The following is a 24576-nucleotide window of genomic DNA, read 5'->3' as shown; positions in this document are numbered from 1 at the left end:
CACGATTTCGGCAGTCTTCGCTATATGCCTGTAAATCAGGCAGCATGAACGACGTGGAACGGGTATAAATCGTATTGATGAAGAACACGCCCGACCCCGAATCGGGGCAGAGCTGGGAATAATTGACAATTCTTCATCCGGGCACATCACGAACCCTTGATCGGATGGTGATGAACCGGAGACAGTCATTGGAAAACATGGCTTTAGCCTCCGGCTGAACCCCCGTCACTTTGTGTTGATGCCCGTTTCTTAGGCGGCTTTGGACATTTCGGTTTGAAAAACGCCGAAAAGTGCTACGATTCCAAAAAAAAGGGCATGGGGTGGAATCCTTGATTCGGACGTGGGTCTCAGGACCTGCGCCACGTCTTTTCCGCACGTGGCGCCAAAAAGAGGTTCAGTCGCCGCCGCTGACTCCGGTCTCCGGCATGCGCGGCTTCTGGGGCCTCATGCGGGCCTACTGGTTCTCCGAGCGGTGGCGGGAGGCCTGGGTGCTTACGGCGGCCATCGCGCTGCTGACAGCGGCCGGCAGCAAAGTAGGCGTCTGGATCACCGAGTCGACCGGCGACCTGCTGGGCGCGATCGCGCTGTTCCACTGGGAGGGCAACGAAGCGCCGGCTTCGTCGATCCTGACCGCCGCGGCTTCCCTGGTTCTTTTCGTCGTCCTCGTGGAAGCCCTGATGGGCGTTCGCAATCTGGTGTCGACCACGCTGCACCGGAAATGGCGCGGCTGGCTGAACAGCCGCTTCAACGACGCGCTGCTTGACGCCAACCACACGCATTTCCATGTCCAGCACGGCGGCAGCGGAGAGAAGAACGCGTCACCGCCGGCGCCGGACAATATAGACCAGCGCGTGCAGGAATCGATCAAGGACATGGCCGGCGGCGCCATCGGCCTTGCGATGGGCGTCATGGGCGTCCTCACCGCGGTATTCTTCTACGGCCAGAAGCTCATCGAGAATTCGACGGAGGTGACGGGTCTCGAGTTTCTGGGCGGCTATGGCACTGCCTTTCTCGCCTTCGCCGCCGTCGCCGCCTATGTGCCGTTCAACACCTGGTTCGCGCTGAAGTTCGGACGCATGCTGGAGCGGTTGACGGTGGCGATCCAGAAGGCGGAAGGAAGCTATCGAGGCGAGTTGACGACGTTCCTGCGGCGCAGCTTCCATGTGGCCGCCTCGCATGGCGAGGCGGTGCAGAAGGACACGAACCTGCGCCTCTACGACGATATCGACCGCATCTGGTCGCGGCAGAACTGGTTTAATTCCGGCTACGTTGCCTACCAGAAGATTTACGATTTCATCGCTTTCCGCATCGTTTCCTATGCCCCGGGCCTGATGTCCTATGTGGACAACAAGATCAGCTTCCAGGGTTATGTCACCGGGTCGGAACAGGTGAACCGGCTCATCCAGGAATGTTCGTGGTTCATCCACGTCATGCCGGCGATCGCCTCGCTGAAGGCCAATGCCCGACGGGTGACCGAACTCGCCGACGCCATCGAGCGCGTCCAGAATCCGGACGACTTCTACCGCTCGACCGGCCGCAGCGACTTCCATTTCGCCCGCCAGCACGCCGTTTTCGGGCTGACCGTCCGCAACCTGGAACTGGTGCATGCCGGTGAGGACGCGGTGCCGTTCGTCGTTGCACCCATGCTGCGCTTCCGCCGCGGCGAGTGGACCTTCGTCAGGGGCCAGTCCGGCTGCGGCAAGTCGAGCCTGATCAAGGCGATCAACGGCCTGTGGGCGCATGGCGGCGGGTCGGTCGCCTTCCCCGAAGGGGTCGCCAGCTTCTACGCCGCGCAGGATGTGCGGCTGCCGCCGGTGTCGCTGAAGCAGCTCGTCTGCCTTCCCCGGGACGCGTGCGACCATGCCGACACCGCCGTCGCCGCCGCGATGCACAGGGCGGGGCTGGGCGAGTTCATCGAATGGCTGGCGGATGCCAGCCGCGACGGCAAATCGTGGGAGGAGACCCTGTCGGGCGGCCAGAAGCAGAAGCTGGTGCTGGCCCGCATCCTCCTGCACAAGCCCGGCCTGCTTTTCCTCGACGAAGCGACCAGCGCGCTCGACGTCGACGCCAAGGTCGCCTTCTGCCAGGCGATCAAGGACAACTGCCCATCCGTCATTGTCATCAGCGTGATGCATGAGGCGGAGCCGCCGAAATCGGCGACCGGCGCCGATTTCTACGACAGCGTGCTCAGCATCGCCGACGGCATGGCGGTCAAGGCGCCGTTGCGCGGCGCCGCGCCGGCCGAGATCCCGCAACTCGCCACCCTTCTCGCCCGCCCGCCAAAACAGGCCGGGTTGCAGCCGGCGCGTGTCCGCCAGAAGCAGAAGCAGGAATAGGGCCTGCCGTCACCCGGCTGATTCCGGTTTGCCGGCCGCGTCCCATCCTCGGCGGCGGCAACGACGTCATCAAGGGCTATGGCGGCAACGATATTTTGGGCGGCGGGGCCGGGCAGGACACACTCACCGGCGGCGAGGGCTCGGACATCTTCCGCTTCGACACTGCACTCGACGCCGTCGCCAATGTCGGCACGATCCTCGACTTCGGCGCGGCCGACGACGCCATCTGGCTGGACGACACGGTGTTTTCCGCACTGGCGGTCCTCGGCGAACTGCCCAGTTCGGCGTTCAAGGACACCGCCGCGGGCGCCAAGGATGCCGACGACCGAATCGTCTACAACTCGGCCACTGGCAACCTCTATTACGATGCGGATGGTTCCGGCATCGCGTACGGCAACGTCAACTTCGCGACGCTGTCGTCGGCTCCTGGGCTTACTGCCGCCGACTTCATTGTCGTGTAGGACTAACGGCGACAGACAGGCCGGTGCGCACTGCTGCCGGCCTGTTCGGCAACTGCCCGAGGGAAGGGCAGCGCGGTGGTCGGCCTTTGCATATCGCGGCATGTTGGTGCACGACCGCCATAAGCCGGGTGCGTCATCGCGGTTCGCGGCGTCGTCACCGTCACGACGCGCTTTGAGTACCTCTTGTCCGGTGCACCACTATGCCGCGTGAAGTCCGTGGCGCACATTATGCCGCAACGACCGGATAAGTATCTGTATTTGTGGAGATTTGCGCGCTTCACGCGTCAAGCGTCGTTGCATCGGGGCAGCGGGATCCTTACAGTCCTGCGCGCTAACCATCTGTTTTGAAAAGACAATCGAACGCGGCGCGGGAATTCCGAGACTTCGTTGTCCGAATCCTGTCTGCACCCGGCAGAAAGCACAACCGCGTTTCGCTCTCGGACTACCGGCAGCTTTCGTTTTCGATTACAAACTGGCAAAACGAAACAGAGAGGAAGAGCAATGTATCTGTCGCCGCGCCATTCCGAGATTATGCAGATGGCGAAGGATCATGGCCGCGTGCTGGTCGACGACCTCGCCACCCATTTCGGCGTGACCCCTCAGACGATCCGCAAGGATCTCAATGACTTGTGCGACCAGCGCCTGCTGTCGCGCATCCATGGCGGCGCGCTTTTCCCGTCCGGTATCGCCAATGTCGAATATGAGGCGCGACGCAAGATCGCGGCGACCGAGAAGGAAGCGATCGGCCGGGCCGCCGCGCGGATCATTCCCGACAATGCCTCACTGTTCATCAACATCGGCACCACCACCGAGGAGGTCAGCAAGGCGCTGCTCGATCATTCCGGCCTCATGGTCATCACCAATAACATCAACGTTGCCAACAGGATGCGGGTCTATCCGGGCATCGAGGTGGTGATCGCCGGCGGCGTCGTGCGGGGCTCCGACGGCGGCGTGGTGGGCGAAGCGGCCGTCGATTTCATAAAACAGTTCAAGGTCGACTACGCCGTCATCGGCGCCTCGGCGATCGACCATGACGGCGCGCTCCTCGATTTCGACTTTCGCGAAGTGAAGGTTGCGCAGGCCATCGTCGCCAATGCGCGCCATGTCATCCTGGTTTCGGATGCAACCAAGTTCGAACGAACCGCGCCTGTCCGCATCGGCCATCTTTCGCAGGTCAACACCTTCATCACCGACCTCTGCGAACTGCCGGCAATCCGCCGCATCTGCGAGGAGAACGAGGTCGAACTGGTCGAGACGCAAAGGTCCGGCGCCTCGGCCTGAAGCCTCCGTCGATTCTCCTATCTGTTTTCGTTTGACATTCGTTATTATTTCGAAATAATCCCCGCAGACTTTCGGTGTCGGCAAAATGCTGCATTGCGAAAGCGCGGAGGAATGGTTGGACGGCGACGCAATCCACGACGTTTTCGTCATTGGCGGCGGCATCAACGGATGCGGCATCGCGCGTGACGCCGTCGGCCGCGGCTACTCGGTTTTCCTCTGCGAAATGAACGACTTGGCGAGCGGCACGTCGTCCGGCTCCACCAAGCTGATCCATGGCGGCCTGCGTTATCTCGAGCATTTCGAATTCCGGCTGGTGCGCGAAGCGCTGATGGAACGCGAGGTGCTGTGGAAGATGGCCCCGCACATCATTTGGCCGATGCGTTTCGTGCTGCCGCACGCCAAGGGCCTGCGGCCGGCCTGGCTCCTGCGCCTCGGCCTCTTTCTTTACGACCATATCGGCGGACGCAAGCTGCTGCCGGCGACCAGGACGCTCGACATGGCGCGCGATCCCGCCGGCAAGCCATTGAAACCGCTGTTCAAAAGGGCGTTCGAATATTCCGACGGCTGGGTCAACGACGCGCGTTTGGTCGTTCTCAATGCGCGCGACGCCGCCGATCGCGGTGCGGTCATCCGCACGCGCACCAAGGTGGTCGAGGCGCGGCGCGAGAACGGGCTGTGGTCTGTCACCATTGAAGATATGAGCACGCGCGCCACCGAGACGGTCCGGGCGCGTCTGATCGTCAACGCCGCCGGCCCGTGGGTCGACCGCGTGCTTGCAGGTACGATCGGCCAGAACGACGTGCACAATGTGCGCCTCGTCGGCGGCAGCCATATCGTCGTTCGAAAGAAGTTCGAAGATCCGCGCGCCTACTTCTTCCAGAACCGCGACGGCCGCATCATCTTCGCCATTCCCTACGAGGAAGATTTCACGCTGATCGGGACCACCGACCAAGACTTCGTCGGCGATCCGAAGGATGCGCGCATCAGCGAAATCGAAACCGACTACCTGTGCGCGGCCGCAAGCGAATATTTCGCCGAACCGGTGCGCCGTGCCGACATCGTCTGGACCTATTCGGCTGTGCGCCCGCTCTATGACGACGGCGCGTCTAAGGCGCAGGAGGCGACCCGCGACTACGTGCTGAAGGCCGAGGGCGGCAACGGCCAGGCCGCGATCGTCAATGTTTTCGGTGGAAAAATAACCACTTACCGGCGCCTTGCTGAATCGATGCTTGAGAAGATCGAGGAGCATCTAGGCAAGCGCGGAAAGCCGTGGACGGCCGGAGCCAAGCTGCCTGGCGGCGATTTCGCCGAGACCGGCTTCGAGACCGAGGCGGTGAAACTGAAGGCATCCTACGCCTTCCTCGACATCGCCCACGCCCGCCGTCTGACGCGGCTCTACGGCACGCGTGCCCGCGCGCTGCTGGGCCTGGCGCGTTCGCAGGCCGATCTCGGCCGCAATTTCGGCGCCGATCTGTTCGAGGCGGAGGTTCGCTATCTCATGCAGCACGAATGGGCGGTGAGCGCCGACGACGTGTTGTGGCGGAGGACCAAGCGCGGGCTGCGGCTGAGCAAGGATCAGGCGGCGGCGCTGGACCAGTATATGAGTGCGGCGCAGGGGGATCGCGCGGCGGCGGAATAGACGGACGAGATCGTTAGGCAAGCTCTGGCCTGGGAGGAGGCGGAATGCTCGAACTGAGAAACGTGACGAAGACGGTGGCAGGCGCGGATCACATTCGCGATGTTTCGCTGACGCTTCGTCACGGCTCGCTCAACGTCCTGCTCGGCCCGACGCTTTCCGGCAAGACCAGCCTGATGCGGCTGATGGCCGGCCTCGACCGCCCGACCACGGGCAGCATCTGGTTCGACGGCAAGGATGTCACCGGCGTCGCCGTGCAAAAGCGAAACGTCGCAATGGTTTACCAGCAATTCATCAACTATCCGGCGATGACCGTCTTCGAGAATATCGCCTCGCCGCTGCGTGTCGCCGGCGTCGACAGCGCCAAGGTCGACCGCGAGGTGAAGCGCGCGGCGGCGTTGATGAAACTGACGCCCTATCTCGATCGTACGCCGCTCAATCTCTCCGGTGGCCAGCAGCAGCGCACCGCGCTGGCGCGTGCCATCGTCAAGAATGCCAGCCTCGTGCTGCTCGACGAACCGCTGGCCAATCTCGACTACAAGCTGCGCGAGGAACTGCGCGCCGAACTGCCAAAGCTGTTCGCGGAGGCCGGCACCATCTTCGTCTATGCCACCACCGAGCCGCACGAGGCGCTGCTGCTCGGCGGCAACACCGCGACGCTGTCGCAAGGGCGCGTCACCCAGTTCGGGCCGACCATCGACGTCTTCCGCCAACCCGTTGATCTGATTACCGCAAAAACCTTCTCGGACCCGCCGCTGAACACCATCGTCATGCGCAAGCAGGGCGCAAGCTTCATTCTCGACGGCGGTGTCAGCCTGCCTCTGCCGGCCGGTCTCGCCGGCATAGTGGACGGCGCCTACACGGTCGGCTTCCAGCCGCATCATCTTTCCCTGTCCAAGCCGGCCGAAGGCGCGGTTTCGGTGCCGGCGAAAGTCACCGTCACCGAGATCACGGGATCCGAAAGTTTTGTGCATCTTCAGTTCGCGGACGCGAAATGGGTGATGCTGGCGCCCGGCATAAAAGTGTTCGAGGCCGACGAGATGGTCGACGTGTTCATCGACCCGCGCCACATCATGGCTTTCGACGCCGCAGGCCGCTCGGCCGCGCCGCGCCAGAAGCTCGCGGCTTGAGGAGGGCGGGATGGCGCGCATCGAACTCGACCACATCGGCCATTCCTACCTGCCGCATCCCAAGGCGCCGAAGGACTATGCGCTGAAACAGGTCGACCACGTTTTCGAGGACGGCGGCGCCTATGCGCTGCTCGGCCCGTCGGGATGCGGAAAGACCACGCTGCTCAACATCATCTCGGGCCTGCTGCACGCCTCGCATGGAAGGCTCCTGTTCAACGGCCGCGACGTCAGCCACACGTCGACGCAGGAGCGCAATATCGCGCAAGTGTTCCAGTTCCCGGTCATCTACGACACCATGACCGTCTACGACAACCTGGCCTTCCCGCTGCGCAACCGCGGCGTGCCGGAGGCCGAGGTCGACCGCAAAGTGCGCGAGACGCTCGACATGATTGATCTCGCGGACTGGGCGAAACGCCGGGCGAGGGGGCTGACCGCCGACCAGAAGCAGAAGATTTCGCTTGGGCGCGGGCTGGTGCGCTCCGACGTCAACGCTATCCTGTTCGACGAGCCGCTGACCGTCATCGACCCGCACATGAAATGGGTGCTGCGCTCGCAGTTGAAGCTGCTGCACAAGCGCTTCGGCTACACGATGGTCTACGTCACCCACGACCAGACCGAAGCGCTGACTTTCGCCGAGAAGGTGGTCGTCATGTATGACGGCGAGATCGTGCAGATCGGCACGCCAGCCGAACTGTTCGAGCGGCCCAGACACACTTTCGTCGGCTATTTCATCGGTTCGCCGGGCATGAACGTCATGCCGGTCGAAATCGCTGGAAACAACGCCCGGCTCGGTGGCCACACGATCGCGCTGCCCGGCGCGCCGGCAGGCGCGAGCGGCACGGTCGAACTCGGCATACGCCCGGAATATGTGCGGCTCGGCCGCGCCGGCATGCCGGTTGCGATCACCAAGGTCGAGGACATCGGCCGCCACAAGGTGGTGCGCGCCACGCTGGAAGGGCGCGAGATCGCCGCGATCCTCGGCGAGGACGAGACGGTGCCGGCCGAGCCGCACATCGCCTTCGACCCTGCCGGCATCAACCTCTACGCCGATTCCTGGCGCGTCGAGATGGGGGCCGCGCGATGAACAAGACCTGGAACAACCGGGCCTGGTTCATGGTCCTGCCGGTGCTGCTGCTGGTGGCGTTCTCGGCGGTCATCCCGCTGATGACGGTGGTCAACTATTCGGTGCAGGACACGTTCGGCAACAACGAGTTCTTCTGGGCCGGAACCGAGTGGTTCCAGGAGATGCTGGGTTCCGACCGCTTCTGGGAGGCGATGGGCCGCAACCTGATCTTCTCCTTCGTCATCCTGGCAATCCAGATCCCGCTTGGCATCTTCATTGCGCTCAACATGCCGAAATCCGGCTGGGGCGTACCGGTCTGCCTGGTGCTGATGGCGCTGCCGCTGCTGATCCCGTGGAACGTGGTCGGCACGATCTGGCAGGTGTTCGGCCGCGTCGACATCGGCCTGCTCGGCCATACGCTGGAAGCGATCGGCATCGACTACAACTATGTCAACGACCCGTTCGACGCCTGGGTGACGGTGATCGTCATGGACGTCTGGCACTGGACCAGCCTGGTCGTGCTGCTCTGCTATGCCGGTCTGGTGTCGATCCCGGATGCCTACTACCAGGCCGCCAAGATCGACGGGGCCTCGCGCTGGTCGATCTTCCGCTACATCCAGCTTCCGAAGATGAACCGCGTGCTGCTGATCGCCGTGCTGCTACGCTTCATGGACAGTTTCATGATCTACACCGAGCCCTTCGTCGTGACCGGCGGCGGACCCGGCAATTCGACGACCTTCCTGTCGATCGACCTGGTCAAGATGGCGGTCGGGCAGTTCGACCTCGGCCCGGCGGCGGCGATGTCGATCATCTACTTCCTGATCATCCTGCTCCTGTCATGGGTGTTCTACACCGTCATGACCAACTACGACGCGGAGCGCTGAGATGGCGGATGTGAAAACCACCGCTGCGTCCGCCCGCGCCGGAGACCTTGGCGCGGCGCCGGCTGGCGCTGTGGCGGCCGGGCAGGATGCGGTTTCCCGCGCCATGCGGCGGCGCGGCGACGAGAGCCGGTTCTGGTGGCTGGTGCCGACGCTCTACATCATCTTCCTGATGCTGCCGATCTACTGGCTCATGAACATGAGCTTCAAGACCAACCAGGAGATTCTCGGCAGCTTCTCGCTCTGGCCGCAAAACCCGACGATCGCCAACTATATGGTGATCTTCACCGATCCGTCCTGGTACAAGGGCTACATCAACTCGATCATCTATGTGGTCATGAACACGGTGATTTCGGTCACCGTGGCGCTGCCGGCGGCCTACGCCTTCTCGCGCTACCGGTTCCTCGGCGACAAGCACCTGTTCTTCTGGCTGCTCACCAACCGCATGGCGCCGCCCGCGGTATTCGCGCTGCCGTTCTTCCAACTCTATTCGGCCTTCGGCCTGATCGACACGCATATCGCCGTGGCGCTGGCGCACTGCCTGTTCAACGTGCCGCTGGCGGTGTGGATCCTCGAAGGCTTCATGTCCGGCGTGCCGAAGGAGATCGACGAGACCGCCTATATCGACGGCTATTCGTTCCCCCGCTTCTTCGTGAAGATCTTCATGCCGCTGATCGCCAGCGGCGTCGGCGTCGCAGCCTTCTTCTGCTTCATGTTCTCGTGGGTGGAACTGCTGATCGCCCGCACGCTGACGACGACGGACGCAAAACCCATCGCCGCGATCATGACCCGCACCGTCTCGGCCTCGGGTCTCGACTGGGGCGTCTTGGCGGCGGCGGGCGTGCTCACCATCATCCCGGGCGCGCTGGTGATCTGGTTCGTGCGCAACTACATCGCCAAGGGCTTTGCCCTGGGGAGGGTGTGATGAACGCAGAGCGCATATCTATTCGCGAAATCAGCCGATTGGCGCGCGGCGTCTTCGAGACTCTAGAGCAGGCTGGGATCGAAGAAGTCGATGTCGATGGCGATCGGTATTGGTGTGTTTTCCCGACAGACTCGTTTGCGTCCCAAGCACCTGATTTGATGGTTGGCGACGTAGCCGACGACCTCAAGGACCTCAGGTCGGAGGTCGATGACCCCGAGAGCCCGCTCAAAATGGGTTTGCCGTGGCACGCGCTGCATCATCTGCATGGAATTGTTGGCTATCTCGCGGCCAGGGCAATTGCATATGAACTGCCCGACCAGAGGAGGGCAGGATGAAGCGCATAGCCTTCCTGCTCGCTTTCTCCCTCATCTTCGCCTGGGGACAGGCCGTCGCCGATCAAGGCGCAATTGAGAGGCTATGCGGCGCTGAATGGGGGACATCAGCGCCGCTGGTTGAAAGCTGCATCGAATCGCAACAAGCGGCCGCACAGCAATTGGATAGGCTGCTTTTCGATGCCGCTGCCCTTGGTTGGCGTGAAGAAGTCGAACGCCAGTGTGGGCTTGGACACGACACGGACTACGTGGAGGCAGGGCAATGCGTGGCCGCCGCGATCGAAGGCCGCATGTGGGAGCAGCGCGATCAGGAATTGGCCCGTGCCGATGCGTGGCAAAGGCCTGATGGCGTTCCGGAGCAGGTGTTTGTTCAGGTCAAAGCGCAGTGCATCGATGATTTCGGCCTCAAATACAGCACCGTAGAAATGTGCGTCGACCACGGCACTCGCGGGTTCAGACGATGATCAGGGTGAGTGAACCCTTGGCTGTCGTCATGCCGGTCGGAGCGATCCTTGCTGGGCTGATCGGGCCTGCTATGGCGGACTATGTCGGCGACAATCACTCATGGACGCTGACCTGCAACGCGTCGGGCTATGTGCTGAAGTCAAAATATCCCGTGTCACGTTTCATCGAGGGTGGCGCCAACTCGACTTCCACGGAAGCGGTGGAGGAAATCTATCTCGGGCGAAGCTGCGACGCCGAGCACAAGGTTTTCGGCAAGGGTAAATGGTGCTGGGCCAATGGCGGTTTCAAAGCCGAGTTCGAGAATGGCGCATCGATCGGCTTCCCGCGCCAGGAATTGTCCTGTCCCGACCCGAAGAACGAAATAGACGGATGCGAGTGCTGACATGAGTTTTTCGCGGGCTCAATCGATCCGGCCTGACGACACCCTTCGCGGACAGCGCGAGGTCGTGCGCCGCGGCACCTCACGTTGCGTCGGGAGGACGGCGCAATGACTGTATCCCGAAACTGGGTTCTGCCGCTTGTCGCCGTGCTTCTCGCCTACCTGGCCGCCGCCGGCCTTCTGATAGCGACCCTGCCAAGGGAGGACGGGGCCATCGACTGGTTCGCGCCGCTGGTGCCGGGCGGGTGGATGGCATGGTCGTTCCCCAGCGCCTTGTTCTTCCTGACCATCCTCTTGCTGCTTTGCCTGATGGCGGTGTGGGAATACGCCTCGCCCGGCGGCAATCCGCGCGTCGGCATCCTGCGCTTCGAGACGACGCGCGGCGACCGTCTCTTTGTTTCGCTGCTCGGCAGCGCCTTCATCCATCTCGCTTGGCTGGGTCTTGTCGGACCCAACCTGTGGTGGGCTCTCGCTCTCTCCGTGGTCTACGCCATCGGCGTATTTCGCTACGTATAGAGGGGGAAACTAGTTGAGGCGGCCGCGTGCCGGCGACCGCCTCGATCGCACTTGAACCTTAAAGGGAGGAATCTCATGCGACGGCATATTCTAGCATCTACCAGCGTCATTGCACTCATTCTGGGCTCGAGCCACGCCTTCGCCGGCATGGACGAGGCCAAGGCATTCCTGGACAAAGAGATCGGCGACTTGTCGACGCTCGACCGCGCCGGCCAGGAAGGCGAGATGCAGTGGTTCGTCGACGCGGCGAAGCCTTTCGCCGGCATGGACATCAAGGTGGTGTCGGAAACCATCACCACGCATGAATATGAATCGAAGGTGCTGGCGCCGGCCTTCACGGCGATCACCGGCATCAAGATCACCCACGACCTGATCGGCGAAGGCGATGTGATCGAGAAGTTGCAGACGCAGATGCAGTCGAAGGAGAACATCTACGACGCCTATGTCAACGACTCCGACCTGATCGGTACCCACTGGCGCTACCAGCAGGCGCGCAGCCTGACGGACTGGATGGCCAACGAGGGCAAGGACGTCACCAACCCTGGCCTCGATCTGGCCGACTTCATCGGCACGTCGTTCACCACCGCTCCGGACGGCAAGCTCTACCAGCTTCCCGACCAGCAGTTCGCCAACCTCTATTGGTTCCGCTACGACTGGTTCAACGACGAGAAGAACAAGGCCGATTTCAAGGCGAAGTACGGCTACGATCTCGGCGTGCCGGTCAACTGGTCGGCCTATGAGGACATCGCCGAGTTCTTCACCGGCCGCGAGATCGACGGCAAGAAGGTCTACGGCCACATGGACTACGGCAAGAAGGACCCGTCGCTCGGCTGGCGCTTCACCGATGCCTGGCTGTCGATGGCCGGCAACGGCGACAAGGGCATCCCGAACGGCAAGCCGGTCGACGAATGGGGCATCAAGGTCGATGAGAACTCCCGTCCGGTCGGCTCGTGCGTCGCCCGCGGCGGCGACACCAATGGCCCGGCTTCCGTCTATTCGATCGAGAAGTACCTGCAGTGGCTGAAGGCCTACGCGCCGGCCGCCGCGCAGGGCATGACCTTCTCCGAGTCCGGCCCGGTGCCGTCGCAGGGCGAAGTCGCCCAGCAGATGTTCACCTACACCGCCTTCACCGCCGACTTCGTGAAGCCGGGTCTGCCGGTGGTTAACGAGGATGGCACGCCGAAGTGGCGCTTCGCTCCGTCGCCGCATGGCGTCTACTGGAAGGACGGCATGAAGCTCGGCTACCAGGACGTGGGTTCCTGGACGATCCTGAAGTCGACGCCGGACGACCGCGCCAAGGCCGCCTGGCTCTATGCGCAGTTTGTCACCTCCAAGACCGTGGACGTGAAAAAGAGCCATGTCGGCCTGACGCTCATCCGCGAAAGCTCCATCCAGCACAAATCGTTCACTGAGCGCGCGCCCAAGCTCGGCGGCCTGATCGAGTTCTACCGCTCGCCGGCCCGCGTGCAGTGGTCGCCGACCGGCACCAACATCCCGGACTATCCGAAGCTTGCCCAGCTCTGGTGGCAGGCGATCGGCGATGCATCGTCGGGCGCCAAGACCGCGCAGGAGGCGATGGACTCGCTCTGCGCCGAGCAGGAGAAGGTGCTTGGCCGTCTCGAGAGGGCCGGTGTGCAGGGCGATATCGGGCCAAAACTCGCCGAGGAGCATGACCTTGCCTACTGGAATGCGGATGCCGTGAAGAAGGGCAACCTCGCGCCACAGCTCAAGATCGAGCCCGAGAAGGACAAGCCGATGACCGTCAACTACGACGAGCTGGTGAAGAGCTGGCAGAAGTGATCGTTTGATGAAAAGGCCCGGCGGGAGCGTGGGCGCTCCCGCCGGGCCTTTCTTGCTGCGGACAGGAATTCCATTCATACTGTGCGCGGTCGAGGATGTCCGATGCCAGCCGAGAAACGCACTCCGGAACAATCGTTTGGCTTCATGTTCGAGGCGCTGATAAGTGGTCAGCAGCGAACAGTGACGCATCTTGGGCAGATGTTGACGAAGATTTCGGAAGTGACCACCGAGATGGTCAAGCTCAACCGGAACCAGATTCAACTTCGAAGCGAGATGGGGGATGTCCGCAGCGGCATGGCTGAAATCCACGCTGATATGGCGGAGGTCCGTGCCTCCATCGCCCAACTGAGAGCAGACATGGATCGTCGCTTCGATGCCGTCGACCATCGCTTTGATGCAGTCGAACGGCGCTTTGAAGCAATTCTCGTCAGGCTTGAAGAGATCGACAATGGCGTCGACCAGCATTCTCGCGAATTGCACGAAGTGCGGGTAGAGGTTGTCGGCCAGTATAACGAAATTCTCAACGCCCTGCAGGCCGGCAATTCCGCGCGTGTCGATATCAATGAGATCAACGCCCGCCTTGACGAACTGGAACGGCGTGCCGGTCTCAAATAACCGCTCTCTTGTCATTAGCTTGAACCCTCGCGCCGATTCGGTCGCTCGTGAGGCGCAGCGCTTTTCCACAGGTGTTTGATGTCCAGTTTCATCCTCGCCATCGACCAGGGCACCACATCGAGCCGCGCCATCGTCTTCGACGGCGCGATGAAGCCGGTGGGCGCCGGCCAGAAGGAATTCACCCAGGTCTATCCCGCTTCCGGCTGGGTCGAGCACGATCCGGAAGAAATCTGGCACTCGGTTGTCTGGTCGGTGACGGAAGCGCTTAAGAAGGCCGAAGTCACCGCCGCGGAAATCGCCGCGATCGGCATCACCAACCAGCGCGAGACGGTGGTGATTTGGGACAGAGCGACGGGAAAGCCGATCCACAACGCCATCGTCTGGCAGGACCGTCGCACCGCGCCGCTGTGCGAAAAACTGCGCAAGCAGGGGCTTGAGCAGAAGTTTTCGAGGAAGACCGGGCTGCTGCTCGATCCCTATTTTTCCGGCACGAAGATCGCCTGGCTGCTGGACAAGGTCAAAGGCGCGCGCAAGCGGGCCGAAAAAGGCGAACTGCTCGCCGGCACGATCGACACGTTTTTGATCTGGCGGCTGACCGGCGGAAAAGTTCATGCCACAGACGCCACCAACGCCTCGCGCACGCTGGTCTACAACATCGAGAAGAATGTCTGGGACGCGGAACTGCTAGACATCCTCAAAATCCCGGCCGCGCTGCTTCCCGAGGTGAAGGACTGCGCCGACGATTTTGGCGTCACTGAGAAATCACTGTTTGGAGCAGAGATAAGAATCCTCGGCGTCGCCGGCGACCAGCACGCCGCGACGATCGGCCAGGCCTGTTTCGAACCGGGCATGATGAAGTCGACCTACGGCACCGGTTGTTTCGCCGTCCTCAACACCGGCACGGACCTCGTGCGGTCCAAGAACCGGCTGCTGACGACGATCGCCTATCGGCTGGACGGAAAGACGACCTATGCGCTGGAAGGCTCGATCTTCATTGCCGGGGCGGCTGTGCAATGGCTGCGTGACGGCGCGAGGATGATCGCAAAAGCTGCCGACAGCGGCGACCTGGCGGCCAAAGCCGATCCCACGCAGGACGTCTATCTGGTGCCGGCCTTCGTCGGTCTCGGCGCGCCGCACTGGGACGCCGAGGCGCGCGGCGCGATCTTCGGCCTGACCCGCAATTCCGGTCCGGCGGAATTTGCCCGTGCCGCACTCGAATCGGTCGCGTTCCAGACGCGCGACCTGCTGGATGCCATGAAGAAGGACTGGAAGGGCGGCGCGTCCAGCACCGTGCTCAGGGTCGACGGCGGCATGGTTGCGTCCGACTGGACGATGCAGCGTCTGGCCGACATTCTGGACGCTCCCGTCGACCGTCCGACCGTGCTTGAAACCACTGCGCTCGGCGCTGCCTGGCTTGCCGGGTCGAAAGCAGGGGTCTGGCCTGATGCGCGCGCTTTTGCGAAATCCTGGGCGCTCGACCGGCGCTTCGAGCCGGTGATGGAGGACGCTACCCGCACGGCGAAGCTGAAAGGCTGGCGCGACGCGGTGCGCCGCACGCTCAGTTCCACATAAAAAAACCCGCGCCAAGCCTTGGCGCGGGTCGGGATTTGGTAGCTCAGCCGCCTATCAATAGGGCGAAATGCACTCGCGGCGCGGGCCGTAGTTCGGCTGGAAGGTGTTGTCGTAGGCGCGGTACGACCGATAGCGGTTGTAGCACCACTGTGTGTGAGAGCTGCCTTCGTTAACCACGACGCGCGGCTGGTTGGCGAGCGCACCACCGATGATCGCGCCGGCTACGAAAGCGCCCGCCGGATACCAGAAGCCGTCATCATAGCGACGATAGCCCGGACGGTAGTAGTCGTAGCCGCGATAGCCGCGATAGTAGCCGCGGCGGTGATCCCGACGCGCCTCACGCCGCCATTCGCGGCGGTCCCAACGGTCGCGGCGGTTGTCTCGCCGCCATTCCCTACGGTCGCGACGGTTGTCATGACGCCACTCGCGTCGATCCCGACGCCCCTCACGCCTAAACTTGCGGCGCTCGCTGTTCGACTGGACCTGTATCACGTCGCTGTGCGACTGCACGGCGGCTTTCGGCACATAGACCTGCGCAGCTTCCGCGGGCACCAGGCCCACCACCGTAACCGAAAAGGCCAGCGCACTTGCGCACAGGCCCGACAAAAACTTCTTCATCACGATTTCCTCTCGACGGATCTCTGTCCCTATGCGGCGGCAAACGGGCGGAAAGATGGTTGGTTCCCGCATGACACAAGTTTAACATTTGCAGCGAAGGCCTGACAAACATGCTTTCTATTGATGGCAAACGAATTCCCGCGTATCCGCCTTTCGCAATCCATGAGGTTTTTTCATGCGGGATCGCGTTCGCATCAATTCGGTCGTGCTGTTGTCGGACAATTGGGGCGTCTTGAAAAAGACGATGCTCGACTACCGGAATTCGAAGGGCGAGTGGGAACCGCAGGTGCGCGAGACATACGATCGCGGCGACGGCGCGACGGTGCTGCCTTTCGATCCCGAGCGCGGCACGGTGCTGCTGGTGCGGCAGTTCCGTTTTCCGGCCTATGTCGAGGGGCATGATGACCTGCTGCTGGAGGCATGCGCCGGACTGCTGGACGCCGACGATCCGGAAACCTGCGCCCGCCGCGAGGCGGAGGAGGAACTGGGTTATCGCCTGCGCGACCTGAAACTCGTCATGATGCCGTTCATGAGCCCCGGTAGTGTCACCGAAAAACTTGCCTTCTTCACCGCGCATTATTCCGCGGCGGACCGCGTTTCGGCCGGCGGCGGCCATGTCGGCGAAGGCGAGGACATCGAGGTGGTCGAAATGCCGCTGGACGAGGCCTACCGCTCCTGCCTTGACGGCCGGATCGTCGACGCCAAGACCATCATCCTGGTGCAGCATCTGATGCTGACGGAAGGGCTGGGCCGCAAATAGGCCACGATTTGGTCAGGATCGGGTGGTCAGTGCCGGCGTCACCGAACCCGGTGCGAAGGACATAAAATTGAGATTTGGCGCGACCGCCGGCCTGTGGGCCCGCATCCTGCTTTCCGGGTTCGGTCTGTTCGCCTTCAGCGACAGCGCGGATGCCGACCTTGCCGAGCATTCGGAATGGATCCAATCATCGAGGTCCGAGGCCCCCATCGCGGCGGCTTTGCCGCGCATCTATCTCGACGGCGACAGCCGGGCGGATCTGGCCTCCAATCAGGGCCGCACGACGACGCAAGGCTGGCTTTGGTGGCTGCAACTGATGACCGGAGCCCGCTTCGACTTCCAGCCCGACTACAATTTCGCCATAGGCGGATCGAACAGCGAGGAAGTCCGTGACCGCGCGTCCGCGTTGCGCGGCAAGCCGCCGGGTTACGTGGTCGCCGTCGTCGACACCAATGACAGGAGCGCCGGCTGGCGGGCGCCGCGCACCATCGCGGCGCTGGCCGACTATCAGAAGAAGATACTTTCTTATGGCCACAGGCTTGTCTGGATCGCCGGCAGCCCGCGCGGCGACAGCACTCCGGACGGTATCCGCCGGACTCTTTCGGATGTCGAACTGGCAGATGCGCTTCAGGTAAGATCCTGGTTCCTGGCACAGGCCGCGGTCAGGAACGTCTATGTCGCCGATCCCTGGCCGCTGATGCTCGATCCCGACAGCCCGGAAGGCCGCGCCCGCGACGGCATCCTGCGCGACGGCATTCATTGGGGACCGGTGGGCGCAAGGCTGGTCGCGCAAACGCTGGCGCCGATCTTCGACAGGCTGATGACGCCGCGTCTGCGCCTCGTCACCTCGAATGACGATCTCTACTCGGCGGCAAACCCCGCCGGATCGCTCAATTTCAATCCGTTGCTCTCGGGCACAGGCGGATTGCTCGGGATCGGCTGTGCCGGCGACCTGGCCCAGGGCTGGTCGGCAGAGGCCGGGGAGGGGATATCCGCCACCTTCAGCAAGGTTGTGGTCGACGGCGAGGAATGGCAGCAGGTCGTCGTTTCGGGGGCACCGACCGGCCTGAACGCCGGCGGCGATCCGGTCGATCCGACGCCGGTGTCCGTGGTCGTTTCGGCAGATATAAACCCGCTCGATCTGGCCGGTGGCGACAGCTTCGAGGCGCTGGCGGACATTGAACTGGAGGAAGGGTCTTCGGGGCTTCGCGGTGTCGCGCTCTACACTGCCTACACGACTGAGGAGGGCACCGTGACCCAAGCCGCCGGCGAACCGGTCCTGGCTCGGTCGCAGGTCAATCTCGAATTGCCACCGGAGGCGATCGCGGGCGTTTCGGTCGTGCCGCGCACGGCAGCGCTTCCCGACCGTGTGATTGCCGCGTCGGTCAACATCGTGATCAGCGGTGCGCCGCACAGTCCCAGGCTGGACGACGTCCCGATGTCGGCGACGGTCCGTTTCCGGGCGGTCAGCGCGCACAAGACGATCGGAACACCGGCCAGATAACGAAAAGGTTGATTCGCCTGGCCGTGCTCATCGAGGGGCAGAGGCAGCCGGCGGGAGGGCAAGAGCGTCGATTTTACCCTTCGGCGGCACCAGCATCCTATACTTTCGGACGAATTTTCCCCCGATTGGCTGTTTTTGGGAAGGGAATGATTGGAATTGTCGCCGGAATGTTCCCATATATCGGTCATCATCCGGCGGTTCTCCTCCCATTGTCGCCGGATGGTGTTCCCCTCTGGAGGTTTTGAACCTTCAATTTGGCCGGGCCGTATTCGAGCCCGGCCTTTTTTCATCGCGGCGGGAGGATCGCTTTGGCTTCCATGTGGACCGCGCCGTCCTGGCCTTGCGTCCAGTAAGTGTCGGCTTCCGCACCGGCGCCGCGCCTGACCATGATGTCCGTTCCGGCGATCGCGGGCGACAGGCCGCGGTAGTCGAATTTTTGCGGTGGCGTGCCGATCTCCGAGGCGGCGAGGTTGAGCAGCAAGGTCGCCTGTATCGGCCCGTGAACAACGAGGCCCGCATAGCCCTCGACCCCCGTCGCATAAGGCAGGTCGTAGTGGATGCGGTGGCCGTTGAAGGTGATCGCCGAGTAGCGGAACAGGAGCACCGGCGAGGTCGGCACAGCGATGGAGCGCTTGAACTGCCGTTCCGCCGGGGCAGCCTGCGAAATGGCTGGAGGAAGGGCCGGCCCCGGCCTGGCCGCTTCGCGGTAGACGATGTCGTGCCGCTCCTTGATCGCGACGCCCCGGTCGGTCGAATAGGCATGCTCGACCGCCACGAACCAGAGTTCCCCCGACTTTCCGGATTTGCGCGAGACGTCGCCAATGGTCGATCGGCGTTGGACTCGGTCGCCGATCCGCAGTTCCCCAAAAGTCTCGACGCTGCCACCCGCCCACATGCGGCGAGGCTGCGGCACCGGCGGCAGGTCGCGGTTCTTGGCCGGATGCCCGTCGCTGCCCAGTTCAGCCATTCCGGCGATCGACGGCGACAGGCACCAGTGGATGCCGAGCGGTGCCGCGCCATCGGCGACGGGCGCAAGATGTGGCTCGAAGATGGCTCGAAAGCTGGCGGCCAGCCGTTCGGTTATCACGTCCTCGTTCTCGGACGCCCTGCCGATCCACTCGGCGAATGGTTTTGTGCCGTCGTCCGCCAAAATGCCGCCTCGCGATGCTGTTGCCGCCCGCCGGCGCTCAATACGAGCGTGGCATGCCGAGCACATGTTCCGATAGATAGGAAAGGATCAGGTTGGTCGAGATCGGCGCAACCTGGTAGAGCCGCGTTTCGCGGAATTTCCGCTCGACATCGTATTCCTCGGCAAAGCCGAAGCCGCCATGCGTCTGGATGCAAGCGTTGGCCGCCTCATTGGAGGCGTCGGCGGCAAGCATCTTCGCCATGTTGGCTTCAGCGCCGCAATCGCGGCCGGCTTCGTAGAGTCGCGCCGCTTCCTTCACCATCAGTTCGGCAGCGCGCATGTTGGCGTAAGCGCGGGCGATCGGGAACTGCACGCCCTGGTTGGCGCCGATCGGGCGGCCGAAGACGGTGCGCTGCTTGGCATAGCCGGCCGCTTTCTCGATCAGCCACTTGGCGTCGCCGACACATTCCGCCGCGATCAGGATGCGCTCGGCATTCATGCCGGACAGGATGTAGCGAAAGCCCTTTCCTTCTTCGCCGACCAGGTTCTCGGCGGGAATACGGACATTGTCGAAGAACACCTCGGTGGTCGAGTGGTTCATCATCGTGCGGATCGGCCGGATGCTGAGTCCGCTCTGCAGCGCCTCTCGCATGTCGAGGATGAAGACCGAAAGCCCGTCGGTGCGTTTTGCCACCTCGTCGCGCGGCGTGGTGCGGGCGAGCAGCAGCATAAGGTCTGAATATTCCGCCCGGCTCGTCCAGATTTTCTGGCCGTTGACGACATAGTGGTCGCCGTCACGGCGGGCAAAGGTGCGGATCGAACTCGTGTCCGTCCCGCTGGTCGGTTCCGTCACGCCGAACGCCTGCAGTCTGAGTTCACCAGAGGCGATGTGCGGCAGGAAGCGCTGCTTCTGCCCGGCATTGCCGTGGCGCAATACCGTGCCCATGACATACATTTGCGCGTGGCAGGCGGCGCCGTTGCAGCCGGCGCGCTGCACCTCTTCCAGTACGGCGGCCGCGGCGGAAAGCGTCAGCCCGGCGCCGCCGAACTCCTCCGGGATCAGCGTCGCCAGATAGCCTGCCTCGGTCAGTGCCGCGACGAACTCGGCAGGGTAGGCTCGAGCTGCATCCAAGCTGCGCCAGTATTCGCCGGGAAAACGTTCGCAGAGCTTGCGGACGGCCTCGCGGATTTCTGGATGATCTTCTGCTTCGAACGTCAAGCCGGCTGCTCCAGGGTTTTGGCCGCGACATTTCCCGAGCCGAATTCGGCCCGCAGCATATCGTCGTGCTCGCCAAGCGCCGGCACCGGCCGCAGCGTCGGACGGCGGCCGTCGACGACGTTCGGAGGCGCGAGCAGCGCGACCGTGCCCTGGGGCGTCTCGACATCGGCGAAGGCGGCGCTGCGGTGCTGCATCAGGTCGCGGACCGTCGACAGGCGGCCATAGGCGATGCGCACCTCATCGAGCAGCCGGCAGATTTCGTCGCAGGAAGCGCCCGCGAGCGCCTGCTGCACCTTGGCGTCCAGGCCTGCGCGGTTTTTTACGCGCTCCGTGTTGCGGCTGTAGAGCGGATCGGTGGCGAGGGCCGGGTCACGCAGCACCTCCTCGCAAAAAACCTTCCATTCGCGCTCGTTCTGGATCGAGATGAGGATTTCGCCATCGCTGGTCCCGAACACGCCGTAGGGAGCGATGGAGGGGTGCGCGAGACCGGGGCGGCGGGGCGTCCTGTCGCCATAGCGCTGCGCGAGGTAGGGCACGTTCATGAATTCGGCGATCGTGTCGAACAGCGAGAGCTGGACGTGGCTACCCCGCCCGGTGCGTTCGCGAAGCAGCAGCGCCTCGAGAATGGCGGCGTAGGCGGCCTGGCCGGTGGCGATGTCGCATACCGATATGCCGACGCGGCTCGGTCCCGATTGTTCGGAGCCGGTGACGCTGGCGAGGCCGGTCTCGGCCTGGATGAGAAGGTCATATGCCTTGCGCTGATGATCGGGAGTGCCTTCGGCATAACCGCCTATGTCGCAGACGATGAGCCGCGGAAATCGTTCGCGCAAAGCAGCGCTGCCGATGCCGAGTCGGTCGGTGGCGCCTGCCGCCAGGTTCTGGACGAAGACGTCGGCCCGCTCCAGCATCGACAGCAGAAGCTGCAGATCCTCGGGCTTCTTCAGGTCGACGGTGCAGGATTGCTTGCCGCGGTTGTTCCAGACGAAGTAGCTCGACTGGCCGAGCACATAGTCGTCGTAGCCGCGGGCAAAGTCACCGTCGGGCCGTTCCAGCTTGATAACACGGGCGCCGGCATCGGCAAGGCGCGATGTCGCGAGCGGGGCCGCGACGGCCTGCTCCAGCGCCACGACGGTCGTTCCTGCAAGCGCCCCGGTCATGTCTCGCCCTGTTTTCCGCGGGCCAGACCTCGTGCCGGAGCGATGCCAAGTCAAAGATGATTTAGCAATGAGGGGTATAACGAAGTCAGGCAGCCGGTCGTGATCGCTAGAGCTTTTCGGAATGGCCGCCTGGTCGGAGCACTGTTCGATGGCCTGGTCACTCGAAACGACAGGCCGCCGCGATTGCGGCAACCCTCTTCGTCAATCCGAAACGCCGAAAGCCGAAAAGCGCCTTCGCGTCCGGCCCGAAACGGAACCCTGTGAACACCGTTACGGGATTTTCGCGGCTGGCAAACGTCATCCCAATGAAAATATTCGATCTTTCACCGTTAGCGGGGGGCTGGAGCCAGGTCGCCCGGATCATTTGAAATATAAGGAACAGCTTCTATCTGCCCGAATAAGCCGTTGCCCGATAACGGAAAATTCTCGTTCGCAGGGCACGCATCAGGGGGGCGTTCAGGAAAAAAGATTCGGCCGCTGGCTTTCTTCCGACAGTTCGGCCGTCCAGACGGCGTCGCGAACCATCTGGCGCAGGATATCCCATGCCAACTGGCCGATGGCGCGCGGCGCATTGAGCAGCGGGCGTTCGGTCGAATAGGCGAGATAGACCTTGCGGGTGATCTTCGGCTCTTCGATCCGCCAGACGCGGAAGGTGCCGGCCTCTTCCTCGCGCTGCACCGCCATGCGGGGAAGGATGCCATATCCGAGCCCGCGCTGCGCCAGCTTCTTGATCTGACTGTAGGAATCGATCTCGACGGCGGGAACGATCGGAACCCGGATGGTCAGCGCGGCGTCCTCGAGTAACTCGCGCAGGCCGTGTCCCGACCCCGGCACCAGCAGCGGCAGGGCAACTGCGTCCTTCAGCCGGATGGCGGCCCCCTTGATGTCGTCCTCGCCGCCGAAGGACGGCTTGGCGAACAGGCAGATCTCTTCCGACAGCCCATGATGGAAGGCGAGGCCGCGCGGGTCCGAGGTGCTGTAGATCATGGCCAGATCGAGGTCGCCGCGCTTCAGCCAGTCGAAGATGTAGCCGCTCATCGCCTCGACCACGCGGATGCGCACTTCAGGGTAGCGTTCGCGTGCCGCCTCGATCAGCGGCGCGGCGAGGATCTCGCTGACCGTGCCGGGCAGGCCGAAGCGGACCTCGCCGCGGGGCGCAACCGCTTCGCCACGGACGCTGTCCGGAATCTCGGCGAATTCCGCGAGAATGCGCTTGGCGTGGCGCATGAGCCGGTCGCCGGCTTCCGTCGGCGACACGCCATGCGTGCCGCGGTGGAGAAGCGAGACGCCCAGCTCCTCCTCCATGTGGCGGACGTGCTGGCTCAAGGCCGGCTGTGCGACATGCAGATGCGTAGCTGCCTTCGAGAATGAGCCGCTCTCCACTACCTGCGCAAAGTAACGCAGTTGTCGCATATCCATCACGTCGCCTCTCCTCGCGCCGTATTTCGCCGCCTGATCGGGCGGCGGGATGGCCATATCCCAAGGTTATGATGACTAGTATAAAGTTATCTTAGCTACCTAACCTAACGCATGTCATGCCCGGGATATAGGGGCGATCCTCGCAAGACTAGGGAGAATTTCCGGTGCCTGCGTGATCCTTGCGTTCGGAGGAGGCGGCAAGCACAGAGTCTTTGACGGCAGAGCCGACGCGCGATCTCCCCCGACTCGAAAATATCCCGCTTACGGAACAGGTTTCGTTCGATGTCCCGGAGCGATGAAGGAGGCAGGGTGGTGAGCGCAATGGGATTCGAACCCATGACCTACTGATTAAAAGTCAGTTGCTCTACCGGCTGAGCTATGCGCTCCCGCGAGGCGGCGTCGCCACCCCCGAAATGCCGCGGAACATAGGGATAGCGCCCCTGTCGGTCAATCGCAAAAAATCCCGTGCCGCAAGGCGCTTTGCCTATCGCACCCATCGGCGACATTCCGCCACGCCAAGGTGATTGGAGGTGGCTGCCCGCAGGGTCTATATGCGGGCGGTGGAAACGAGGTTTGCCGATGGCGGTCGATGTCGGGTATCTGACGGCGGTGGGGGCCGGGGCGCTATCGTTCCTGTCGCCCTGCGTGCTGCCGCTGGTGCCGCCCTATCTCTGCTATATGGCCGGCGTGTCGGTCGACGATTTTCGCGGGCAGGGGGCGACCGCGAGCGTCGCGCCCGTGCCGGCGCGCCGCTCGCTGGCTTTCACCTCGCTGGCTTTTGTCCTTGGTTTTTCGACCGTTTTCGTCACGCTTGGGGCAGGCGCCTCGACCATCGGGCGGCTGCTGCGGGCCTGGGAAGAGCCGCTCGGTTTCGCAGCCGGCATCGTCATCATCCTGATGGGCCTGAACTTTCTCGGGGTTCTGAAAATTCCCTTCCTGTCGCGCGAGGCGCGTTTCCAGGCGCGCGGCGAACCGGCCAGCGTGCTTGCCGCCTATGTCATGGGGCTCGCCTTCGCGTTCGGCTGGACGCCCTGCATCGGGCCGGTGCTCGGGCCGATCCTGACGCTTGCCGGCGGCAGCGCCACGGTAGGCGAGGGCGCGTTGCTGCTTGCCGCCTATTCGCTCGGCCTCGGCATCCCCTTCCTCGTGGCTGCGCTGTTTTCGGGAGCGTTCATGCGCTTCCTGTCGCGGTTCCGCATCCATCTCGGCAGGGTGGAGAAGGTGATCGGCGCGCTGCTGGTTGGCGCCGGTGTGCTGTTCATGACCGGCGGTCTGCAGTCCAGCGCCTACTGGCTGCAGGAGGTCTTTCCGATTCTCACCCGTCTGGGCTGACACGGGATTTTACTGCGACGGCATAGTTTGACGCGACCGTTGGAAGCGC

General features: G+C 63.2%; 23 protein-coding genes and 1 tRNA gene. 18 read left to right on the top strand and 6 right to left on the bottom strand.

Annotation, left to right across the window (positions count from 1 at the left end; all coding sequences use genetic code 11):
• The first annotated feature begins 425 nt into the window (after window positions 1-425).
• From ACSBOB_RS21050 to glpK, 15 genes are all read left to right on the top strand, one after another.
• Window positions 426-2336 carry an ABC transporter ATP-binding protein/permease gene (locus ACSBOB_RS21050; protein WP_442578031.1) on the top strand — a complete coding sequence of 637 codons (1911 nt, stop codon included), beginning with the start codon at window positions 426-428 and terminating at the stop codon, window positions 2334-2336.
• A 95-nt stretch (window positions 2337-2431) separates the two neighbouring features.
• Entirely contained in the window at window positions 2432-2797 is a 366-nt protein-coding gene (locus ACSBOB_RS21045) for a hypothetical protein (protein ID WP_442578030.1), read from the top strand.
• A gap of 501 nt (window positions 2798-3298) precedes the next feature.
• Window positions 3299-4078: a DeoR/GlpR family DNA-binding transcription regulator gene (locus tag ACSBOB_RS21040; protein WP_442578029.1), complete on the top strand. Its 780-nt coding sequence runs from the start codon at window positions 3299-3301 to the stop codon at window positions 4076-4078.
• A gap of 115 nt (window positions 4079-4193) precedes the next feature.
• Window positions 4194-5717, top strand: a complete 1524-nt coding sequence (glpD, locus tag ACSBOB_RS21035; protein ID WP_442578028.1) for a glycerol-3-phosphate dehydrogenase — start codon at window positions 4194-4196, stop codon at window positions 5715-5717.
• Between the two features lie 44 nt (window positions 5718-5761).
• On the top strand, window positions 5762-6844 hold the full coding sequence (locus ACSBOB_RS21030) for an ABC transporter ATP-binding protein (RefSeq protein WP_442578027.1): 1083 nt from the start codon (window positions 5762-5764) through the stop codon (window positions 6842-6844).
• Window positions 6845-6854: 10 nt separating this feature from the next.
• Window positions 6855-7928 carry an ABC transporter ATP-binding protein gene (locus ACSBOB_RS21025; protein WP_442578026.1) on the top strand — a complete coding sequence of 358 codons (1074 nt, stop codon included), beginning with the start codon at window positions 6855-6857 and terminating at the stop codon, window positions 7926-7928.
• Complete coding sequence (locus ACSBOB_RS21020) at window positions 7925-8791, top strand: carbohydrate ABC transporter permease (protein ID WP_442578025.1); 867 nt, start codon at window positions 7925-7927, stop codon at window positions 8789-8791. Before ACSBOB_RS21025 ends, ACSBOB_RS21020 begins: the two co-directional genes overlap by 4 nt.
• Window positions 8792-8894: 103 nt before the next feature.
• Window positions 8895-9713: a carbohydrate ABC transporter permease gene (locus ACSBOB_RS21015; protein ID WP_442583784.1), complete on the top strand. Its 819-nt coding sequence runs from the start codon at window positions 8895-8897 to the stop codon at window positions 9711-9713.
• Window positions 9713-10048 (top strand): hypothetical protein, encoded by a 336-nt coding sequence (locus ACSBOB_RS21010; protein WP_442578024.1) that lies wholly within the window; start codon window positions 9713-9715, stop codon window positions 10046-10048. The genes ACSBOB_RS21015 and ACSBOB_RS21010 overlap by 1 nt, the downstream gene beginning before the upstream one ends.
• A complete protein-coding gene (locus ACSBOB_RS21005) occupies window positions 10045-10509 on the top strand; it encodes a hypothetical protein (RefSeq protein ID WP_442578023.1) in 465 nt (154 codons plus the stop codon). Before ACSBOB_RS21010 ends, ACSBOB_RS21005 begins: the two co-directional genes overlap by 4 nt.
• A gap of 5 nt (window positions 10510-10514) precedes the next feature.
• Window positions 10515-10892, top strand: coding sequence for a hypothetical protein (locus tag ACSBOB_RS21000; protein WP_442578022.1), 378 nt, complete (start codon window positions 10515-10517; stop codon window positions 10890-10892).
• A 105-nt stretch (window positions 10893-10997) separates the two neighbouring features.
• Window positions 10998-11405 (top strand): DUF2160 domain-containing protein, encoded by a 408-nt coding sequence (locus ACSBOB_RS20995; protein ID WP_442578021.1) that lies wholly within the window; start codon window positions 10998-11000, stop codon window positions 11403-11405.
• A 75-nt stretch (window positions 11406-11480) separates the two neighbouring features.
• The gene (locus tag ACSBOB_RS20990; protein WP_442578020.1) at window positions 11481-13205 is read left to right on the top strand and encodes an ABC transporter substrate-binding protein; all 1725 of its coding nucleotides are present in this window, start codon (window positions 11481-11483) and stop codon (window positions 13203-13205) included.
• Between the two features lie 102 nt (window positions 13206-13307).
• A complete protein-coding gene (locus tag ACSBOB_RS20985; RefSeq protein ID WP_442578019.1) occupies window positions 13308-13820 on the top strand; it encodes a hypothetical protein in 513 nt (170 codons plus the stop codon).
• 78 nt (window positions 13821-13898) lie between these two features.
• On the top strand, window positions 13899-15392 hold the full coding sequence (gene glpK, locus ACSBOB_RS20980; protein ID WP_442578018.1) for a glycerol kinase GlpK: 1494 nt from the start codon (window positions 13899-13901) through the stop codon (window positions 15390-15392).
• Window positions 15393-15446: 54 nt separating this feature from the next.
• Here the strand turns inward: glpK and ACSBOB_RS20975 are convergent, their stop codons facing one another.
• Window positions 15447-16010: a BA14K family protein gene (locus tag ACSBOB_RS20975; RefSeq protein ID WP_442578017.1), complete on the bottom strand. Its 564-nt coding sequence runs from the start codon at window positions 16008-16010 to the stop codon at window positions 15447-15449.
• 175 nt (window positions 16011-16185) lie between these two features.
• Between ACSBOB_RS20975 and ACSBOB_RS20970 the strand changes: the two genes are divergently transcribed.
• Both ACSBOB_RS20970 and ACSBOB_RS20965 read left to right on the top strand, forming a co-directional pair.
• A complete protein-coding gene (locus ACSBOB_RS20970; protein WP_442578016.1) occupies window positions 16186-16770 on the top strand; it encodes an NUDIX domain-containing protein in 585 nt (194 codons plus the stop codon).
• Window positions 16771-16837: 67 nt separating this feature from the next.
• Window positions 16838-18271, top strand: coding sequence for an SGNH/GDSL hydrolase family protein (locus tag ACSBOB_RS20965; protein ID WP_442578015.1), 1434 nt, complete (start codon window positions 16838-16840; stop codon window positions 18269-18271).
• 286 nt (window positions 18272-18557) lie between these two features.
• Here ACSBOB_RS20965 and ACSBOB_RS20960 read toward each other — a convergent pair whose 3' ends face one another.
• The 5 genes from ACSBOB_RS20960 to ACSBOB_RS20940 form a co-directional block, all read right to left on the bottom strand.
• Window positions 18558-19421: an FAS1-like dehydratase domain-containing protein gene (locus tag ACSBOB_RS20960; RefSeq protein ID WP_442578014.1), complete on the bottom strand. Its 864-nt coding sequence runs from the start codon at window positions 19419-19421 to the stop codon at window positions 18558-18560.
• Between the two features lie 37 nt (window positions 19422-19458).
• The gene (locus tag ACSBOB_RS20955) at window positions 19459-20619 is read right to left on the bottom strand and encodes an acyl-CoA dehydrogenase family protein (RefSeq protein ID WP_442578013.1); all 1161 of its coding nucleotides are present in this window, start codon (window positions 20617-20619) and stop codon (window positions 19459-19461) included.
• The gene (locus ACSBOB_RS20950) at window positions 20616-21776 is read right to left on the bottom strand and encodes a CaiB/BaiF CoA transferase family protein (protein ID WP_442578012.1); all 1161 of its coding nucleotides are present in this window, start codon (window positions 21774-21776) and stop codon (window positions 20616-20618) included. The genes ACSBOB_RS20955 and ACSBOB_RS20950 overlap by 4 nt, the downstream gene beginning before the upstream one ends.
• Before the next feature lie 456 nt (window positions 21777-22232).
• Window positions 22233-23195, bottom strand: a complete 963-nt coding sequence (locus ACSBOB_RS20945) for a LysR family transcriptional regulator (RefSeq protein ID WP_442578011.1) — start codon at window positions 23193-23195, stop codon at window positions 22233-22235.
• Between the two features lie 310 nt (window positions 23196-23505).
• Window positions 23506-23581 (bottom strand) — tRNA-Lys (locus ACSBOB_RS20940).
• A gap of 193 nt (window positions 23582-23774) precedes the next feature.
• On the opposite strand from ACSBOB_RS20940, the gene ACSBOB_RS20935 reads away from it, so the two are divergent.
• On the top strand, window positions 23775-24527 hold the full coding sequence (locus tag ACSBOB_RS20935) for a cytochrome c biogenesis CcdA family protein (protein ID WP_442578010.1): 753 nt from the start codon (window positions 23775-23777) through the stop codon (window positions 24525-24527).
• Window positions 24528-24576 lie beyond the last annotated feature (49 nt).

Origin of the sequence: Mesorhizobium sp. KACC 23794 (genome assembly GCF_052180275.1) — a bacterium.
GTDB lineage: Bacteria > Pseudomonadota > Alphaproteobacteria > Rhizobiales > Rhizobiaceae > Kumtagia.
Note: the sequence above shows the minus strand (reverse complement) of the source record. Positions and strands in the feature narration are given on the sequence as shown.

Bases quoted from the DNA above. Each gene is read 5' to 3' on its own strand.
- ACSBOB_RS20950 (WP_442578012.1), bottom strand. From the start codon at position 21,776: ATGACCGGGGCGCTTGCAGGAACGACCGTCGTGGCGCTGGAGCAGGCC.
- ACSBOB_RS20945 (WP_442578011.1), bottom strand. From the start codon at position 23,195: ATGGATATGCGACAACTGCGTTACTTTGCGCAGGTAGTGGAGAGCGGC.
- ACSBOB_RS21025 (WP_442578026.1), top strand. From the start codon at position 6,855: ATGGCGCGCATCGAACTCGACCACATCGGCCATTCCTACCTGCCGCAT.
- ACSBOB_RS20970 (WP_442578016.1), top strand. From the start codon at position 16,186: ATGCGGGATCGCGTTCGCATCAATTCGGTCGTGCTGTTGTCGGACAAT.
- ACSBOB_RS20990 (WP_442578020.1), top strand. From the start codon at position 11,481: ATGCGACGGCATATTCTAGCATCTACCAGCGTCATTGCACTCATTCTG.
- ACSBOB_RS21030 (WP_442578027.1), top strand. From the start codon at position 5,762: ATGCTCGAACTGAGAAACGTGACGAAGACGGTGGCAGGCGCGGATCAC.
- glpK (WP_442578018.1), top strand. From the start codon at position 13,899: ATGTCCAGTTTCATCCTCGCCATCGACCAGGGCACCACATCGAGCCGC.
- ACSBOB_RS21020 (WP_442578025.1), top strand. From the start codon at position 7,925: ATGAACAAGACCTGGAACAACCGGGCCTGGTTCATGGTCCTGCCGGTG.
- ACSBOB_RS20995 (WP_442578021.1), top strand. From the start codon at position 10,998: ATGACTGTATCCCGAAACTGGGTTCTGCCGCTTGTCGCCGTGCTTCTC.
- ACSBOB_RS21040 (WP_442578029.1), top strand. From the start codon at position 3,299: ATGTATCTGTCGCCGCGCCATTCCGAGATTATGCAGATGGCGAAGGAT.
- ACSBOB_RS20975 (WP_442578017.1), bottom strand. From the start codon at position 16,010: ATGAAGAAGTTTTTGTCGGGCCTGTGCGCAAGTGCGCTGGCCTTTTCG.
- ACSBOB_RS20935 (WP_442578010.1), top strand. From the start codon at position 23,775: ATGGCGGTCGATGTCGGGTATCTGACGGCGGTGGGGGCCGGGGCGCTA.
- ACSBOB_RS21015 (WP_442583784.1), top strand. From the start codon at position 8,895: ATGCGGCGGCGCGGCGACGAGAGCCGGTTCTGGTGGCTGGTGCCGACG.
- ACSBOB_RS21010 (WP_442578024.1), top strand. From the start codon at position 9,713: ATGAACGCAGAGCGCATATCTATTCGCGAAATCAGCCGATTGGCGCGC.
- ACSBOB_RS21005 (WP_442578023.1), top strand. From the start codon at position 10,045: ATGAAGCGCATAGCCTTCCTGCTCGCTTTCTCCCTCATCTTCGCCTGG.
- ACSBOB_RS20985 (WP_442578019.1), top strand. From the start codon at position 13,308: ATGCCAGCCGAGAAACGCACTCCGGAACAATCGTTTGGCTTCATGTTC.
- ACSBOB_RS21050 (WP_442578031.1), top strand. From the start codon at position 426: ATGCGCGGCTTCTGGGGCCTCATGCGGGCCTACTGGTTCTCCGAGCGG.